The sequence below is a fragment of the Desulfarculaceae bacterium genome (genome assembly GCA_020444545.1).
Taxonomy (GTDB): domain Bacteria; phylum Desulfobacterota; class Desulfarculia; order Desulfarculales; family Desulfarculaceae; genus Desulfoferula.
On record JAHLKT010000002.1, the window covers coordinates 336091 to 350576 of the forward strand.

The window sequence follows — 14486 nt, forward strand, 5'->3', positions numbered from 1 at the left end:
GCTCATCGCCTCCCCCACAGCCCCCACACAGGGTCGGCGGCGTATGGCACCCAGCTCATAATGGAGTTCCAGGCCAGATCGCTCACCATGGAGTTGTCGATGCCCCGCAACGCTCCGGCTGCGGCCCCCAAGGGCCAGGCCATGTCGCCCAGGATGCCGCCATCGGCGGGCGCGCCGGAAGCTTCGCCTTTTAGGAATCCCCGCGCGGACCTGGCCTTATGGCGCAGGAACGGGTCCATGATGGGGATGCTCGCACCCTTCGTGTTCAGATTGACCGGCTTCGCCCCCAGTATCTCCTCCTGGAGTGAGGCCAGAAGGAGCCGGCTTTCCTCTGTGGAGGGGAGGGCGCCTTTCCGGCCGGGTTTGGCCGAACTGCCGGTCATGGAATCGTCGCCCAGCAGGCCGCCGATTAGGCCGATGCCTCCGGTGACCGCCGCAGGGATAACATCAGGCCGCCCCATAACTATGCGCCTCCAGGGCCCGGACCAGCCGGAGAGGCCGTGGACTCCTGCAAGCCGGCCTCGACCCAGGCGTCCAGGTCTTCGCGCCGGTATCGCACGGCGGAGCCGAGCTTAATGAAGCGGGGGCCGCCACCGCGATACCGCAAGTTTTCGAGGGTGCGCCGCGAGAGGCCCAGATAGTCGGCCGCCGGGGAGGTCTTTAAGAGGAGGGGGGTGTCGGGAGGATTGGTCTGCGATGGGTTCTTGCACATAAAAAGCCTCGCTCGCCCACGATCTTCGCAGGCATGCCAGGCTGATATTAACCATGCCCCAGCAACGTCTTACCGGGGCTCTCCAATTCTCTCTCTTACGTCTACTTTACACCCCGCCGCCAGCCACCCCACCGGAAAAATGGCTTTGCTCCCCAAAAAAGTTACCCCGTTCTAATGACGGCGTCTATTTTTATAGATATACCGGTTGGTTGCTGCCGGGTGTAAGTATGGTCCAGCAGGCCGCCGCAGCTCTCAAAGCGAATGCGGCCCGGGCCATCCGGGCCAAAAGGACTGGCGGTATTTCACCAAGACTTTGTTCCTGATGCTTACCTCTTGCTTACCTCAAAAAAATAGGGGTTAGGCCAATTAGCCTAACCCCTTGAACTTTCTGGCTCCCCGGGACGGATTCGAACCGCCGGCCCGGTGGTTAACAGCCACCTGCTCTGCCAGCTGAGCTACCGGGGAATTTGTAGGGCGATTTTTACCACAGGGTCTCCAAGCCGTCAACAATATTGGGCCATAAGCAGCGCCAAAGGCCGAGGCTTGCCAAGCCGCCGGGCATGGGCTATAAAGGCGGCGCAGGTTATGCACTAGGCCAACGGCCATCCCGGCTTGCACCGGGGTGGCCGTTTTTTTATTTTTCCGAGGGGTTCAACGATGCTTACCAAGATCCTGGTCCTGGCCGCCTACTTCGTGGCGGTCATCATCCTGGGCCTTTTGGCCAAGAGCCGCCTCAAGGACGGCCCGGCCGACTACTTTTTGGCCGGGCGCGGCCTGGGCACCTTCGTGCTAGTGGGCACCATGGCCGCCACCAACTTCAGCGCCTTCACCGTGTTCGGGGCCTCGGGCGCGGGCTATCGCGACGGGCTGAGCTTTTTCCCCATCATGGCCTTCGGCACCGGCTTCATGGCCCTGACCTTCTGGCTGCTGGGGCGCAAGGTGTGGCAGTGGGGCCGCACCCACCGCCTGGTCACCCCGGCCGAGCTGGTGGAGCAGGTCTACGGCAACAAGTGGCTGGCCGCCCTGTTCGCCCTGGTCATGGTGGTGTTCACCGTGCCCTATTTGGCCCTGCAACCCCTGGCCGGGGCCAAGGTGCTGGGCCAGCTCTTCGGCCTGCCGCCCTGGGCCGGGGCCAGCCTGATCACGGCCATCATCCTGCTCTACACCCTCAGGGGCGGGCTAAAGGCTGTGGCCTGGACCGACGTGTTACAGGGGCTTCTTATGTTTATTCTGATGGCCGTGGCCCTGTTCATGGTCACCAGCCACTTCGGCGGCTGGTCCGAGGCCTTCGGCTCGGCCCGCCAGGCCGCGCCCGAGCTGTTCAGCCGCCCCGGGCCGCGCGGGGTGTACACTCCGGCGGCGTGGTTCAGTTTCCTGGCCTTGTGGTTCTTTTGCGACCCCATGTTCCCCCAGCTCTTCCAGCGCTTCTACTCAGCCAAGAAGGAGCGCTCCCTGGCCCGCACCATGGCCCTGTACCCCCTGATCTGCACCCTGGTCTTCGCCCTGCCCGTGGCCATGGGCGTGCTGGGGCATTTGGCCTTTCCGGGCCTGGCCGGGCGCGCCTCGGACAACATCGTGCCCCTGTTGATGACCGAGCTGGCTGGCGATTTCATGGGCACCCTGGTGCTGGCCGCCGGGCTGGCCGCGCTGATGTCCACCATGGATTCGCAGCTACTAACCCTGAGCTCCATTTTCAGCCGCGACCTTTTCCCGCTCATCAGCGGGCGCAAGTCCGAGAGCAGCCTGGTGGGACGGGTCTTCGTGCTCTGCCTGGCCGTGGCCGGGCTCTTGGTGGCGCTCCTCTCGGACGCCACCATCCTCTCCCTGGGGCTCACCGCCTTCACCGGACTGGCGGTGTTGTTCCCCACCGTGTTCTTCGGGCTCTACCTCAAAACCCCGCGCGCCTCGGCGGCCATCGCCTCCATCCTGGTGGGCGAGGCCTTGGTGGTGGCTTATCATCTCAAGCTGCTGCCCGCCTGGGGCTTCCTGCCCGCCATGCCGGCCATGGCCGGGGCGCTGATCGCCTACTTGGCGGTGCAACTTATGTCCGGTGGCCTGGGCTTGCCCCGTTTCACCCGGCGCGGCTGGCTGGCCTTATTGCTTTTCGGGGGCGTGTTCCTTTTGGCTCAGGACTTTTGGGCCTGGGGCGAGGTGGGGTCCACCCTGGCCGGGTGGCCCTTGTGGGCCTGGTATTTCGTGGGGCTCAGCGCCTTGCAGACCGCATTCATCGCCTGGTGGCTGCGCACGTCAAAAGAATGACGCCAAGGGTCGTATCCATCCCGGGCGGCCTGTGCTAAGCTGGCCGGCGTGGAGGTGAACATGCAAGCATTGGTGCTCAACGGCAGCGCGCGGGGAGACAAGGGCGTAACCGGCAGGCTTTCCAGGGCCTTGGCGGCCGGGTTGGAGCAGGGCGGGGCCTCGGTGGACACCATCCTGGTCAAGGACCTGGAGATATCGCCCTGCGTGGCCTGCCTAAGCTGCATGCACCGCCATCCGGGCCGCTGCGCCCAGCGCGACGGTATGGATCAAATTTACCCCTTGCTGCAACAGGCCGATCTGCTGGTCATTGCCGCGCCGGTATACACCGACTCCATGAGCGCCCAGATCAAGGCGGTGATGGACCGCTGCGTCTGCGCCATGCAGGCCTTTCTGGAAAAGGACGCGGCCGGGCGCATCCGCCATCCCATGGCCTGGGACTTGCCCGCCCAGACGGTGCTGGTGAGCACCTGCTCCTTCCCGGAGTACGCCACCTTCGGCCCGCTCATCGCCACGGTGCGGGCCCAGGCGGCCAACTTCGGCGGCCAGTGCGTGGCCGAGCTGTGCGTGCCCGGCTCCCTGGCCTTGCAGATGGCCCCCGCCGAGTTGGAGCCGCATCTGGAGCTGATCGCCCAGGCGGGCCAAGAGCTGGCCAAGGAGGGCAGGGTGCGCGAGACCACCCTGAGGGCCATCCAGAGGCCTCCGCTCAGCGTGGACCGCTTCCGCGAGCTGGCCGGGCGCTATGAGCAGTGGTGCCGCAAGCAGCTGGCCAAGGCGGCGGACAATTCGTAACCGTCAGATATATTTTATGATTAATTAACGGAGTGTGGCGGGGCTAGAGGCTCTGGGCCCAGCGCTTGGCCGCGGTGCCCGCCTTGGCCAGAAGCTCGTGGGCCTCGGCCTCGTCGCCGCCCAACAGGGCCTTGGTAACCGCCACCTTGAGCCCCAGCGCCTGCTGTTGTCCCAGAGCCAAGGCGGCCACCATGTAGGCCAGATCGCCGCCAAAATCGTGCAGCCGCTCCAAGCCACCAGGCAGGTCTTGCCCCAACTCTTCGATGCGCTCTTCCAGGGCATCCAGGGCCGCGTCGTCCGGGGCCGGCCCCACGGGCTTTACGCCCTCGCAGTAGGCCGGGGCCGGAGCCAGCACCTCGGGGGGCAGCTCCACCCCCAGGCCGCGCCAGGCGTCGGCCACCGCCTCCTGGCCCGCGGCGGCGTCGGCGGCGCGCTTGGCATAGGACGCGGGCGACCACAGGCCATAGGCCCGGCAGCCCAGGAAGCGGCGCTCGTACACCGCGCAGGCGTCCTTCAGGGCCCAGGGGCAGGGGAGCCGCCGGGCGGCGTTGGTCAGAAAATGCTCAACCAGCTTGCGGGCTTGGGCCGCCTTTTCGCGGTAGGGCAGTTCCAGGAAGGCCCAAAGCCAGGCGGCCAGCTCCACCGCGTGCAAGGGGGGCAACAGGCCGCAGCATTCCCCCCGCCGCTCGCAGGTGGTGGCTGGAAGGTCTTGATATATTTGCTCTAACTGGGTGAATCTGCCCTGGGCGGCAGTTTCGGAGAGGGCACGGCGCAGCCCGCCGCCAGACGGAGCGCCCATCAGGCGCCCGCCCCAAGCGGGCTCACGGCGTTGCGAATATCGGCAATATGGCTAGGAGCCTTGGCCGTCGGCCTGGTGCATCGGCGAATAGGAGGCCAGCAGGGAGTCCAGGTCGCCTTGGCGCACCATGACCTGACCGCACTGGTCGCAGATGACCGTGTGATCATCCAGGCCGCCGATGCGTTGCTCGACGGCCTCGCAATTGCTGCAGATGTAGTCGTAAGCGGGCATTTTCTATCTCCAAAACGCGAAGGTTGGAAATTCAACGTTGCGTGCCCTCCTATTAAGCAAGCCGCGTGCCATAGCGGCGGCACGGCTATATTTGATAATCAATATTAACTGTAACGTGCTGCAATAACGCTGAAAAATAAAGGGAATCGCATCCGGGGTACTTGTGGGGAGAATTTTCACAAACTCAACAAGGTTGCCCGAGCATGGTGCATAATCCCCCCTCTTGGGGAAAAATGCCCCATTAGCGATAGTTCAGACTTGACAGCCCCTTACGTTACCGTATGCAACAAAATGGCTCTCCTACCGAATGGTAGGCGCCTAAACGGGAGGCAGCTCCAGGCCCCGGCCGCGCAGGGCCTCCAGGGAGCGGTCGTGGGTCAGGTCGTGCTCCACCGGGGTTATGGTCACGTAGCCTTCCAGCAGGGCGGGGTAGTCGGTCTGGCCATCGCCCTCGGTGCCCATCTTCTCCCCGGCCTGCCAGTAGTAGGTGTGGCCCCGGGGGTCCTCGCGGCGCAGAAAGCTCTCGCTGAGCCGGGCCTGGGACTGGCGGGTGAAGCGGATGCCTTTGATGCGCTGGGGGGCTAGGGCGGGCACGTTCACGTTGAGCGAGACCCCGGGCGGCACCCCCAGGCCCTGCCACTCGCGCACCAGTAGGGCCCCCACCGAGGCGGCGTAGGAGAAGTCAAAGGGCTCGTGGGTGGCCAGGGAGAGGCTCATGGCCGGCAGGCCCATGATGGCCCCCTCGGTGGCCGCGCTCACCGTGCCCGAGTAGAGCAGGTTCACCCCCACGTTGGCCCCCTGGTTGATGCCCGAGAGCACCATCTGGGGAGGCGCGGGCAACAGCTCGCACAGGGCCAGCTTCACGCAGTCGGCCGGGGTGCCGGTGACCGCCCAGCCCTGCATCCCGCTCTCCGGAGTCAGGGGATGCACCCGGATGGGGTCGGCCAGGGTGATGGCGTGGCCCACGGCGGATTGCTCGGTCTCAGGGGCCACCACCCAAACCTCGTGCTCCGGGGCCAGGGCCGCGTACAGGGCCTTGATGCCCGGCGCGTAGGCCCCGTCGTCGTTGGTGATGAGCAGCCGCATAACGCCGGGAAGTCTACCCCGGCGCGGGCGAGGGCGTCAAACGTCGCGGCGTTGACAGGCCGGTGCGCCGCTCCTAGAGTTGAAGCCTTGTTGCCTGCCCCCAGCTCTGGAACAGAACCATGCAAAAGACGGCAATGGAAATACGTCCCCTGAACGCTGACGGATATGAAGATGCCTGCGCCCTGGTGCGCCGGGTGTTTGCCGAACACGTGGCTCCGCTCTTTCCGCCCGAGGGGGTGGAGGAGTTTTTGAGCTACGTGACGCCAGAGGCCCTGACCACGCGGCGCGAAGAGGGCAACCTGCAATTGGCCGCCTGGCAGGGCGGGGACATGATCGCCTTTCTGGAGATGCGAACCGGGCCACACCTGGCCCTGCTGTTCGTGGACTCGGCCCGGCAGAGGGGCGGCGTGGGCCGTGGCCTGCTGGCCCGGGGCCTGGAGCTGTGGCCCGAGGCGGGATTCAGCCAAGTAACGGTCAACGCCTCGCCCAACGCGGTGGGGGCCTATGCCCGTCTGGGCTTCGCGCCCGACGGCGGGCTGCAAACCCACAACGGCATCACCTTCCAGGCCATGCGCCTGGAAATCGAACCAAACAAGGGTAATACTTAGGTAGTGGCGGCCAGGGGTTGGCCGTTTGGGTTCACTTGCCCGGGATAGACCATGAGCCGTTTGTCGCCCAGACCAGCCATATTCATCTTCCCGTTGCTCATTGCCCTGCTGCTGGCCTCCCCGGCCGCGCCGGGGGCCAGCGAGCGCCGCACCAGCCCGGTGGTGGAGGTGGTCAAGGCGGCCGGGCCCGCGGTGGTCAACATCTCCTCCACCGCCCGCCGTCAGGTGAGCCCTTTCCGCTCCGGCGACGACATGCTGGACCGCTTCTTTCAAGAGTTCTTTCGGCCCCTGGAGCGGGAGCAGACCAACCTGGGCTCCGGCTTTATCATCGACGGCAAAAAGGGCCTGATCGTCACCAACAGCCATGTGGTGGAAGGCGGCAGCGAAATCAAGGTGCAGCTGGCCGACCGCCGGGTGTTCAGCGCCAAGCTGGTGGGCGGCGATCCGTCCTCGGACCTGGCGGTGTTGCAGATAGATCCGGGCGGCAAGCCGCTGCCCCAGGTGAAGCTGGGCGACTCGCGCTCGCTGATGATCGGCGAGAGCCTGGTGGCCATCGGCAACCCCTTTGGCCTGCAGCACACCGTGACCACCGGGGTGGTCAGCGCCATCAACCGGCGGGTGCCCACCGGACCGGGCTCTTCCATGGGCGGCCTGATCCAGACCGACGCCAGCATCAACCCGGGCAACAGCGGCGGTCCACTCTTAAACCTGGACGGCGAGGTCATGGGCATCAACACCGCCATCTTCCAGCGGGCCCAGGGCATCGGCTTCGCCATCCCCGCCAACCGGGTGCGCCGGGTGGTCAACGACCTGCTTACCAAGGGCGAGGTCTTGCCTACCTGGCTGGGCCTGCAACTGCAGGACCTCACCCCCCGCCTGGCCGGTCACTTCGGCCTGGACTCGTCCTCGGGGGTGGTGGTGCTGGCCGTGGAGGCCCACAGCCCGGCCTCCGCCGCCGGCCTGGAGCGGGGCATGGTCATCCTGGCCCTGGACGAGGTGCCCCTGGAGGACACCGCCGACTACCAGGCCCGCTTGGGTGCGGTGGCCCCGGGCGACAAGGTGCGCCTGTGGTTCCTGGACCATGGCCGCCGCCAGACCGCCACCCTGGTCGCCAAGGCCTATCCCCTGGAGCACTCGCCCGAGCTGGTGTGGCAGCGTTTGGGATTGGAGGCCGCGCCCATGGACCAGGCCACGGCCCGCCTCTACGGCGCGCGGCCGGGCGGCGCCCTGATGATCGCCAAGATCCGCCCCGGCTCCAAGGCCGAGCGGGCCCGCCTTAAGCCCGGCGACCTCCTCCTCCGGGTGGGGCGCGAGCCGGTGGAGGACGTGCGCGAGTTCCACTACCAGATGGTGCGCGCCAGGCATCAGCCCGAGGTGGCGATTCTGTTCCAGCGGGGCAGGGCCCGGCAGGTAATTACCTTCGGAAGATAGCGGACAGGAAGCATAAGAGGTTTGGAATAGGGGAGGGCGGGCGAGCCCTAAGGCAAATGGTTCGTTGAGGCCCCTGGCTACCTGCCGGCGAACGGCGGCTTGAGGGCGCCTCCCACCGAACGCCTGGTCGATGGCGGCGCGATCAAGCGGCCTCCTCTCCCCGCAGGAGCAGCGCTCCGCCGCCCGGTGGCGCGGCGACCGCCCATCCACCGGACGGCATCGACCTGCTTCCTGTTATTCCCCAACCTCTTCTCATCTTCATCTTCTTTTTCTCCCCGCACCGCCTTTGTGTCTTTCCCCGTTTTGGCCCCTTCACGCCTTGCCAGGCCCTTGGACCGGGGTTATGCTTTTTGCTGTAATCAACCCCCGAAAACCCACGAGGTGATACGCCATGGATTTGGGACCTCTTCCTGACGACTTGAAACCGGTGGTGGCTTTTCACGGCCATCTCTGCCCCGGACTTTTGATCGGCTACCGCGCGGCCAAGGCTGCGGCGGAGAGCCTGGGCCTGGGCCCGGCCGAGGACGAGGAGCTGGTGACCATCGCGGAGAACAACTCTTGCAGCGTGGACGCCTTTCAGCAGATGCTCTCCACCACCTTTGGCAAGGGCAACCTGATTTGGCGCGATTACGGCAAGCAGGCCTTCACGGTGATCGACCGGGGCCGCAACAAAGCGGTGCGGGTGCGCTTCATCGGCGACGGGCTCAAGAAGACCCAGCCCGAGGGCGGGATGGACCGCGAGGCCTTTGCCCGGGAGCTGCTCACCCGGCCCCAGGACGAGGTGGTGGCCGTGGAGGAGGTGGCCGTTGAGCCGCCCCCCCATGCGCGCATCGAGCCTTCCATCCTCTGCGCCCGCTGCGGCGAGCCCACCCAGGCCAGCCGCACCGTGGAGCTGGCCGGCCAGACCTATTGCCGCCGCTGCGCCGCGGAGATCGCTCAGTGAGGGCTCTGGCCAAGCTGCTGTTCGAAGCGGGCATGCTCAAGAAGATGCGCCGCACCGGCTACCCTTTTCTGGGCAGCGGCGGCGAGTCCATCGCCGACCATTGCTTCCGGGCCGCGCTCATCGGCTATCTGCTGGCCGTGGAGCTGGATGACGTGGACGAGGGCAAGGTGGCGCTCTTGTTGTTGCACCACGACCTGGCCGAGGCCCGCACCGGCGATCTGAACTACATGAACAAGCGCTACTGTACCGCGGACGAGGAAAAGGCCCTGGAGCACGCCACCCGCGAGCTGCCCGAGGCCCTGGCCGCGCGCATCAAGGAGCACTGCCGCGAGTTCAACGCCGGCGAGAGCAAGGAGGCCCAGCTGGCCCACGACGCGGACCAGCTCGACCTGCTTATTGAGTTGAAAGAGCAGCAGGACCTGGGCAACCCCTACGCCAAGCACTGGATCCACTACGCCCTCAAGCGCCTGCAAACCGAAGCCGCCCGCGAGCTGGCCCACACCGTGCTCACCACCGACTGGACCGACTGGTGGTTCGAGAAGCGCGACGACCTCTGGGTGCGCAACAACCACAACGGGGACTAGCCCCGCTTGCCCGTCTTTCCCCTGCCCCGCGCAATGAGCTAAGATATATGGCCGAAAGCGGCGCCCCCGCGCCGCCCGGCCGTATAAACCCAAGGATGGGATGTTCTATGCCTGAGTACCCCAGACTGTTCAGCCCCCTCAAGGTGGGCGGCCGCGAGCTGCCCAACCGGGTGATCATGCCCTCCATGGGCAGCAACCTGGCCGACAGCCAGGGTCGGGTGACTCCGGCCATGATCGCCTATTACCGCGCCCGCGCGGCGGGGGGGCCGGGCCTGCTGGTGGTGGAGGCGGCCTGCGTGCATCCCTCGGGCAAGGTGATCGACCGGAACTTCATGGCCCACGAGGACAGCCTTCTGGACGGCATGAGCGCCCTGGCCGAGGCCATCAAGGAGCAGGGGACCATTGCCATCCTCCAGCTCATCCACGGGGGGCGCAACGCCCATCCCCGCCTGGTGGGCGAGGCCCTGGCCCCCAGCGCCCTGCGCGGCCCCACGGCCCACGCCACCCCCCGCGCCATGACCATCATCGAGATCGAGGCCATGGTGCAGGCCTTTGCCCGCACCGCCTGGCGGGCCATGGCCGCTGGTTTCGCCGGGGTGGAGGTGCACGCGGCCCACGAGTACCTGGTGCACGAGTTCCTCACGCCCTATGCCAACAAGCGCCAGGACGCCTATGGCGGCGACTTGCAGCGCCGGGCCCGCTTCGCCCTGGAGGTGGCCCGCGCGGTGCGCGGGGCCATCGGGCCGGAAGGGCTCTTGTCCTTCCGCCTCTCGGGCGAGGACCACGTCAGCGGGGGCATGGGGCCGGCCGAAGCGGCCGCCACCGCCAAGATGCTTCAGGACGCGGGGGCTGACCTGATCTCGGTGACCGGCGGGGTGTATGAGACACCGCACATGGTGGTGCCGCCCATCCCCATGCCCGCGGGCACCCATCTTGACGCGGCCCGCGAGGTGAAAAAAGCGGTGAGCATCCCGGTGGCCGGGGTGGGGCGCATCAACACCGCTTCTCAGGCCGAGGCCGCCTTGGAGGGCCTGGACCTGGTGGCCGTGGGCCGCGCCTTCATTGCCGACCCCCAGTGGCTCAAGCGCGCGGCCGAGGGGGGCGAGACGCTCACCCGCCCCTGCATCGGCTGCAACCAGGGCTGCATCGACCGGGTGCTCTCCGGCGCCCCGCTCAGCTGCGTGGCCAATCCCTGGGCCGGGCTGGAGGAGCTTACCGAGTCCCTGGCCCCGACGCCGCTGCCGGCCACGGTGGCTGTGGTGGGGGCCGGTCTGGCCGGGCTGGAGGCGGCGCGCACCCTGGGCGAGCTGGGCCACAAGGTTACGCTGTTCGAGGCGGGCGAGGAAATCGGTGGCCAGGTGCGCCTGGCCTCCCTGCCGCCGGGCAAGGGCGAGTTCTTGGGCATGGTGCGCTTCTACCAGAACGCCCTGGCCAAGCTGCCCAACGTGGAGCTGCGCCTCAAGCAAAAGGCCACGGTAAAGACAGTCTGCGCGGTGCATCCCAACGCGGTGGTCATCGCCACCGGCTCCGACCCCATGCTGCCCGACCTGCCCGGAGTGAGCGAGGCCCCGCTGGTCACCGCCCGCCAGGTGCTGGCCGGAGTGGCCGAGGTGGGCAAGCGGGTGGCTGTCCTTGGTGGCGGCAACCTGGGCTCCGAGGTGGCCCACTACCTGGCCGAGCGGGGCCATGAGGTGTGCATCATCGAGCTGGGCCTGGGCATCGGCAACGACCTGGGGCCCGCCCGCCGCTACTATCTGCGCCGCGAGCTGGGCAAGTACAAGGTGCGCCGCTACGTGCGGGCCAAGGTGCGCCGTCTGTTCAAGGACAAAGTGAGCTTCTTGCACACCCGGCCCGACGGCACCCGCGAGCTTACCTACGTGGAGCCCCTGGACACCTTCGTGGTGGCCATGGGGGCCAAGCCGGTGGAGCGCATCTTCCTGGCCCTGGAGCCCAAGGTGAGCGCCATCTTCCTGGCCGGCGACGCCCTGAGCCCGGCCGGCATGGGCCAGGCCACCAGCGAGGGAGCCCGGGTGGCCCTGGCCATCCATCAACTGGCCGTGGAGGGCAAGCTGGCCCCTCCCGCGGCCCCGACCTGCTGAGGCCTTGAGCGCCTCGGCCCGGCCCTGCCTGGCCCTGCATTTGGGGGCCTTGGGCGACTTCGTGCTCTCCTGGCCCGCCCTGGGCCTGCTCAATGCTGAGCAGGGGCTAAACCTCTGGGGCCGTGCTGAGTGGGGCCGCCTGGTGCTGCCGCCCGAGAGGGTGCACGAACGCGAGGCGGCCCGCTTCGCCTCCCTTTTCGCCCCGCAAATGGACGACAAGCTGCACGAATGGCTCTCCGGTTTCGGCCGGGTGGTGGTGTTCGCCGCCTCGCCTCCGGCCGAGCTGCTGGCCAACCTCTGGGCCGCGGCGCCCGAGGTGTGGTCCATATCCACCCGCCCCGCGCCGGGCAACCAGCGCCACGCGGGCGACATGCAGGTGAGCCAGCTGCGCGCCCTGAACCTCGACAGCGAGGCCGCGCCCCTGGAGCCCCGCTTGAATGAGCCGGTCGCGGACAGCGGGGCGATCCTGGCCCCGGGCTCCGGCGGCCAGGCCAAGCGCCTGAGCCCCGAGCTGTGCGCCCTGCTGGGGCGGCGGCTGGCCGATGAGCACGGCGAGATCACCCTGCTCCTGGGACCGGCCGAGGACGAGGCCTACGCCGGGGCCGTGCGGGACGCCTTGACGGAAGTGCCTCACCGCATGGTGCAAAGCCCTTCCATGTCCGAGCTGGCCGCCCTGCTGGCCGGGGCCTCGCTCTATTTGGGCGCGGACTCGGGGGTGACCCATCTGGCCGCCGCCCTGGGCGCGCCCTGTTTGGCGGTGTTCTTTGCCTCCAGCCCTTTCATCTGGGCCCCGCGCGGTCCCCGGGTGCGCATCCTGGGCGCGGTGGAGGCCGCCCACGCCAGCCTTTCCCCGCCGGACCCTCAGGTGTGCTAACGTAAATCTCATGCGGCTTGCGGCTCTCAGCGACGTGCACGGCAACCTGGAGGCCTTTCGGTCGGTGCTAAACGACCTGGAAGGGCAGGGAGTGGAGCACACTGTGCTTCTGGGCGACCTGGTGGGGTATGGCCCGGACCCCGAGGCCTGCGTGGAGCTGGCCCGCGAGCTGGAGCTGCCCGCCGTCATGGGCAACCACGAGCTGGGACTGAGCGATCCCAAGACCATGGCCTGGTTCAACCCCACCGCCCGCCGCTCCCTGGAGCAGGTGGGGGCCATGCTCAGCCCGGAGTCCCTGGCCTGGCTGGGCGGCCTGCCTCTTTTCCTGGTCTATGGGCCTTGCCGCCTGGTGCACGGCGCGCCGCCCGCCTCGGCCACCAAGTATTACTTCGAGATGGGCAAGGCCGAGATCGTCAAGCGCATGAAGCGCATCGCCGAGCCCTGGTGCCTGGTGGGCCACACCCACGAGCTGGACATGTGCCGCATCGACGGCAACGAGGTGACGCGCATCGGGCTGAAGGAAGGCCGCCATGATCTGGAGCCGGGCGCGCGCTATTTGATCAACGCGGGCGCGGTGGGACAGCCCCGCGACGGCGACCCCCGCGCCAAGTACGTCATCGTGGACGACCAGGCCCGCGATATCGAGGTGCGCTGCGTGCCCTACGACGTGGACACCACGGTGGACAAGATCCTGGCCAAGGGCCTGCCCGAGTTCAACGCCCGCCGTTTGCAAAATCCTTGAAGACCATCGGCAAATACACGGTGCTGGGTTTCCTGGGGCGCGGCGGCATGTCCCGGGTGTACAAGGTGCGCCACGATATCGGCCCGGTGCGGGCGCTCAAGCTCTTCGCGCCCCGGGCCGAGCTGGCCACCCTGCTGCCCGGCGATGAGTTGCGCGCCCGCTTTTTGGACGAGGCAGCCACCCTGGCCGAGCTGAAACACCCCCGCCTGGTGCGGGTGCACCAGGTGCATCCCCACGAGCCCGCTTTTTACGTGATGGACCATTACTGCCTGAGCCTGGCCGAGGTGATCGGCGAGGGGGCCCGTTTGGAAGACCCCACCCGGCCCCTGGGGGTGGAGCAGGCCCTGGCCTGGGGGGCCCAGGCCCTGGAGGGCCTGAGCGTGTTGCACCGGGCCGGAGTGGTGCACCGCGACCTCAAGCCGGCCAACCTCATGCTGGGCGACGACGAGACGGTGCGCCTGGGCGACCTGGGCCTGAGCCACCGCCACGGGGAGCTTTCCAGCGGGAGGCCCAACCTGGTGCTAGGCTCGCCGGCCTATGCCGCGCCCGAGCTGGAGCGCGATCCCTTGGGCGTGGACCCCCGCGCGGACCTCTACTCCCTGGGGGTGAGCCTGTTCCGTCTGCTCACCGGACACCTGCCCGAAGAGGGTAGGGCAGCCTCGGTGCTGCGCCTCGAACTGGACGTGGCCTGGGACGCCTTTTTCGATACGGCCCTGGCCGACAAGCCGGACGGCCGCTTTGTGGACGCCCAAGCCATGGCCTCGGCCCTGCACGAGCTGTTCGTGGCCTGGGAGGCGCGCCGCGAGGCGGCCTGCGCCTTGATCGAGCCCACGCCCGCTCCGGACAGCGCCCCGGAAGGCCAGCCCCGGAGCGAGCCGCTGCGGGTGCGCCTGGCCGAGGCGCGCGATGCCTTTGGCCTGGACGGGCTCATGCGGCCCCAGCAGTGGTTGCCCCGCGATCTGGCCCAGGCCGGTCCGGGAGTGCTGCATGACGCGGCCAGCGGCCTGTTCTGGCAAAAGGGCGGCTCGCCCCAGCCCCTGACCCACGAGCAGGCCGCCGGTTACGTCCAGGCCCTGAACCTGCGCCGCCTGGGGGGCCGCAATGGCTGGCGTCTGCCCACCGTGGCCGAGCTGGCCACCCTGTTGGCCCCGCCCCCCGCGCCTGGGCAAGACTGCGCCCCGCCCATCATGGACCCCTTGCAGGATCGCCTGTGGTCGGCGGACACCGCCACGCCCTGCGCGGCCTGGTACGCCAACCTGGCGGCGGGCTATTTGGGCCGGGCCGACAAGGACTGCTTTTTGTTCGTGCGCGCGGTCCGCGCTTGAATCA

Annotated in this window: 15 protein-coding genes and 1 tRNA gene; 10 read left to right on the top strand and 6 right to left on the bottom strand. The window is 67.8% G+C overall.

Annotation, left to right across the window (positions count from 1 at the left end; all coding sequences use genetic code 11):
* Positions 1 to 2: 2 nt before the first annotated feature.
* From KQH53_05960 to KQH53_05970, 3 genes are all read right to left on the bottom strand, one after another.
* Positions 3 to 461 (bottom strand): hypothetical protein, encoded by a 459-nt coding sequence (locus tag KQH53_05960; GenBank protein ID MCB2226206.1) that lies wholly within the window; start codon positions 459 to 461, stop codon positions 3 to 5.
* A gap of 2 nt (positions 462 to 463) precedes the next feature.
* Positions 464 to 712 carry a helix-turn-helix domain-containing protein gene (locus KQH53_05965; GenBank protein ID MCB2226207.1) on the bottom strand — a complete coding sequence of 83 codons (249 nt, stop codon included), beginning with the start codon at positions 710 to 712 and terminating at the stop codon, positions 464 to 466.
* A gap of 389 nt (positions 713 to 1101) precedes the next feature.
* Positions 1102 to 1177, bottom strand: a tRNA-Asn gene (locus KQH53_05970).
* Positions 1178 to 1369: 192 nt separating this feature from the next.
* Here KQH53_05970 and KQH53_05975 point away from each other — a divergent pair.
* Both KQH53_05975 and KQH53_05980 read left to right on the top strand, forming a co-directional pair.
* A complete protein-coding gene (locus tag KQH53_05975; GenBank protein MCB2226208.1) occupies positions 1370 to 2971 on the top strand; it encodes a sodium:solute symporter family protein in 1602 nt (533 codons plus the stop codon).
* Positions 2972 to 3031: 60 nt separating this feature from the next.
* Positions 3032 to 3760: a flavodoxin family protein gene (locus tag KQH53_05980; protein ID MCB2226209.1), complete on the top strand. Its 729-nt coding sequence runs from the start codon at positions 3032 to 3034 to the stop codon at positions 3758 to 3760.
* Positions 3761 to 3803: 43 nt separating this feature from the next.
* Here KQH53_05980 and KQH53_05985 read toward each other — a convergent pair whose 3' ends face one another.
* From KQH53_05985 to surE, 3 genes are all read right to left on the bottom strand, one after another.
* Complete coding sequence (locus tag KQH53_05985; protein ID MCB2226210.1) at positions 3804 to 4421, bottom strand: hypothetical protein; 618 nt, start codon at positions 4419 to 4421, stop codon at positions 3804 to 3806.
* 189 nt (positions 4422 to 4610) lie between these two features.
* Positions 4611 to 4790 (bottom strand): hypothetical protein, encoded by a 180-nt coding sequence (locus tag KQH53_05990; GenBank protein MCB2226211.1) that lies wholly within the window; start codon positions 4788 to 4790, stop codon positions 4611 to 4613.
* A 318-nt stretch (positions 4791 to 5108) separates the two neighbouring features.
* A complete protein-coding gene (surE, locus tag KQH53_05995) occupies positions 5109 to 5876 on the bottom strand; it encodes a 5'/3'-nucleotidase SurE (GenBank protein ID MCB2226212.1) in 768 nt (255 codons plus the stop codon).
* Positions 5877 to 5995: 119 nt separating this feature from the next.
* On the opposite strand from surE, the gene KQH53_06000 reads away from it, so the two are divergent.
* The 8 genes from KQH53_06000 to KQH53_06035 all read left to right on the top strand — a co-directional run bounded on the left by KQH53_06000 (position 5996) and on the right by KQH53_06035 (position 14482).
* Positions 5996 to 6484, top strand: a complete 489-nt coding sequence (locus KQH53_06000) for a GNAT family N-acetyltransferase (protein MCB2226213.1) — start codon at positions 5996 to 5998, stop codon at positions 6482 to 6484.
* A gap of 51 nt (positions 6485 to 6535) precedes the next feature.
* Complete coding sequence (locus KQH53_06005) at positions 6536 to 7915, top strand: trypsin-like peptidase domain-containing protein (protein ID MCB2226214.1); 1380 nt, start codon at positions 6536 to 6538, stop codon at positions 7913 to 7915.
* A 391-nt stretch (positions 7916 to 8306) separates the two neighbouring features.
* Entirely contained in the window at positions 8307 to 8858 is a 552-nt protein-coding gene (locus tag KQH53_06010) for a hypothetical protein (protein ID MCB2226215.1), read from the top strand.
* A complete protein-coding gene (locus KQH53_06015) occupies positions 8855 to 9442 on the top strand; it encodes an HD domain-containing protein (protein ID MCB2226216.1) in 588 nt (195 codons plus the stop codon). The genes KQH53_06010 and KQH53_06015 overlap by 4 nt, the downstream gene beginning before the upstream one ends.
* Before the next feature lie 107 nt (positions 9443 to 9549).
* Complete coding sequence (locus tag KQH53_06020) at positions 9550 to 11541, top strand: FAD-dependent oxidoreductase (protein ID MCB2226217.1); 1992 nt, start codon at positions 9550 to 9552, stop codon at positions 11539 to 11541.
* Positions 11542 to 11545: 4 nt separating this feature from the next.
* Positions 11546 to 12415 (top strand): hypothetical protein, encoded by an 870-nt coding sequence (locus KQH53_06025; GenBank protein ID MCB2226218.1) that lies wholly within the window; start codon positions 11546 to 11548, stop codon positions 12413 to 12415.
* 10 nt (positions 12416 to 12425) lie between these two features.
* A complete protein-coding gene (locus tag KQH53_06030) occupies positions 12426 to 13157 on the top strand; it encodes a metallophosphatase family protein (protein MCB2226219.1) in 732 nt (243 codons plus the stop codon).
* A complete protein-coding gene (locus KQH53_06035; protein MCB2226220.1) occupies positions 13154 to 14482 on the top strand; it encodes a protein kinase in 1329 nt (442 codons plus the stop codon). The genes KQH53_06030 and KQH53_06035 overlap by 4 nt, the downstream gene beginning before the upstream one ends.
* Positions 14483 to 14486 lie beyond the last annotated feature (4 nt).

Coding starts and splice junctions, on each gene's coding strand:
- KQH53_05980 (MCB2226209.1), top strand. CDS start 3,032: ATGCAAGCATTGGTGCTCAACGGCAGCGCGCGGGGAGACAAGGGCGTA.
- KQH53_06030 (MCB2226219.1), top strand. CDS start 12,426: ATGCGGCTTGCGGCTCTCAGCGACGTGCACGGCAACCTGGAGGCCTTT.
- KQH53_05975 (MCB2226208.1), top strand. CDS start 1,370: ATGCTTACCAAGATCCTGGTCCTGGCCGCCTACTTCGTGGCGGTCATC.
- KQH53_05990 (MCB2226211.1), bottom strand. CDS start 4,790: ATGCCCGCTTACGACTACATCTGCAGCAATTGCGAGGCCGTCGAGCAA.
- KQH53_06000 (MCB2226213.1), top strand. CDS start 5,996: ATGCAAAAGACGGCAATGGAAATACGTCCCCTGAACGCTGACGGATAT.
- KQH53_05960 (MCB2226206.1), bottom strand. CDS start 461: ATGGGGCGGCCTGATGTTATCCCTGCGGCGGTCACCGGAGGCATCGGC.
- KQH53_06020 (MCB2226217.1), top strand. CDS start 9,550: ATGCCTGAGTACCCCAGACTGTTCAGCCCCCTCAAGGTGGGCGGCCGC.
- surE (MCB2226212.1), bottom strand. CDS start 5,876: ATGCGGCTGCTCATCACCAACGACGACGGGGCCTACGCGCCGGGCATC.
- KQH53_05965 (MCB2226207.1), bottom strand. CDS start 712: ATGTGCAAGAACCCATCGCAGACCAATCCTCCCGACACCCCCCTCCTC.
- KQH53_06005 (MCB2226214.1), top strand. CDS start 6,536: ATGAGCCGTTTGTCGCCCAGACCAGCCATATTCATCTTCCCGTTGCTC.
- KQH53_06010 (MCB2226215.1), top strand. CDS start 8,307: ATGGATTTGGGACCTCTTCCTGACGACTTGAAACCGGTGGTGGCTTTT.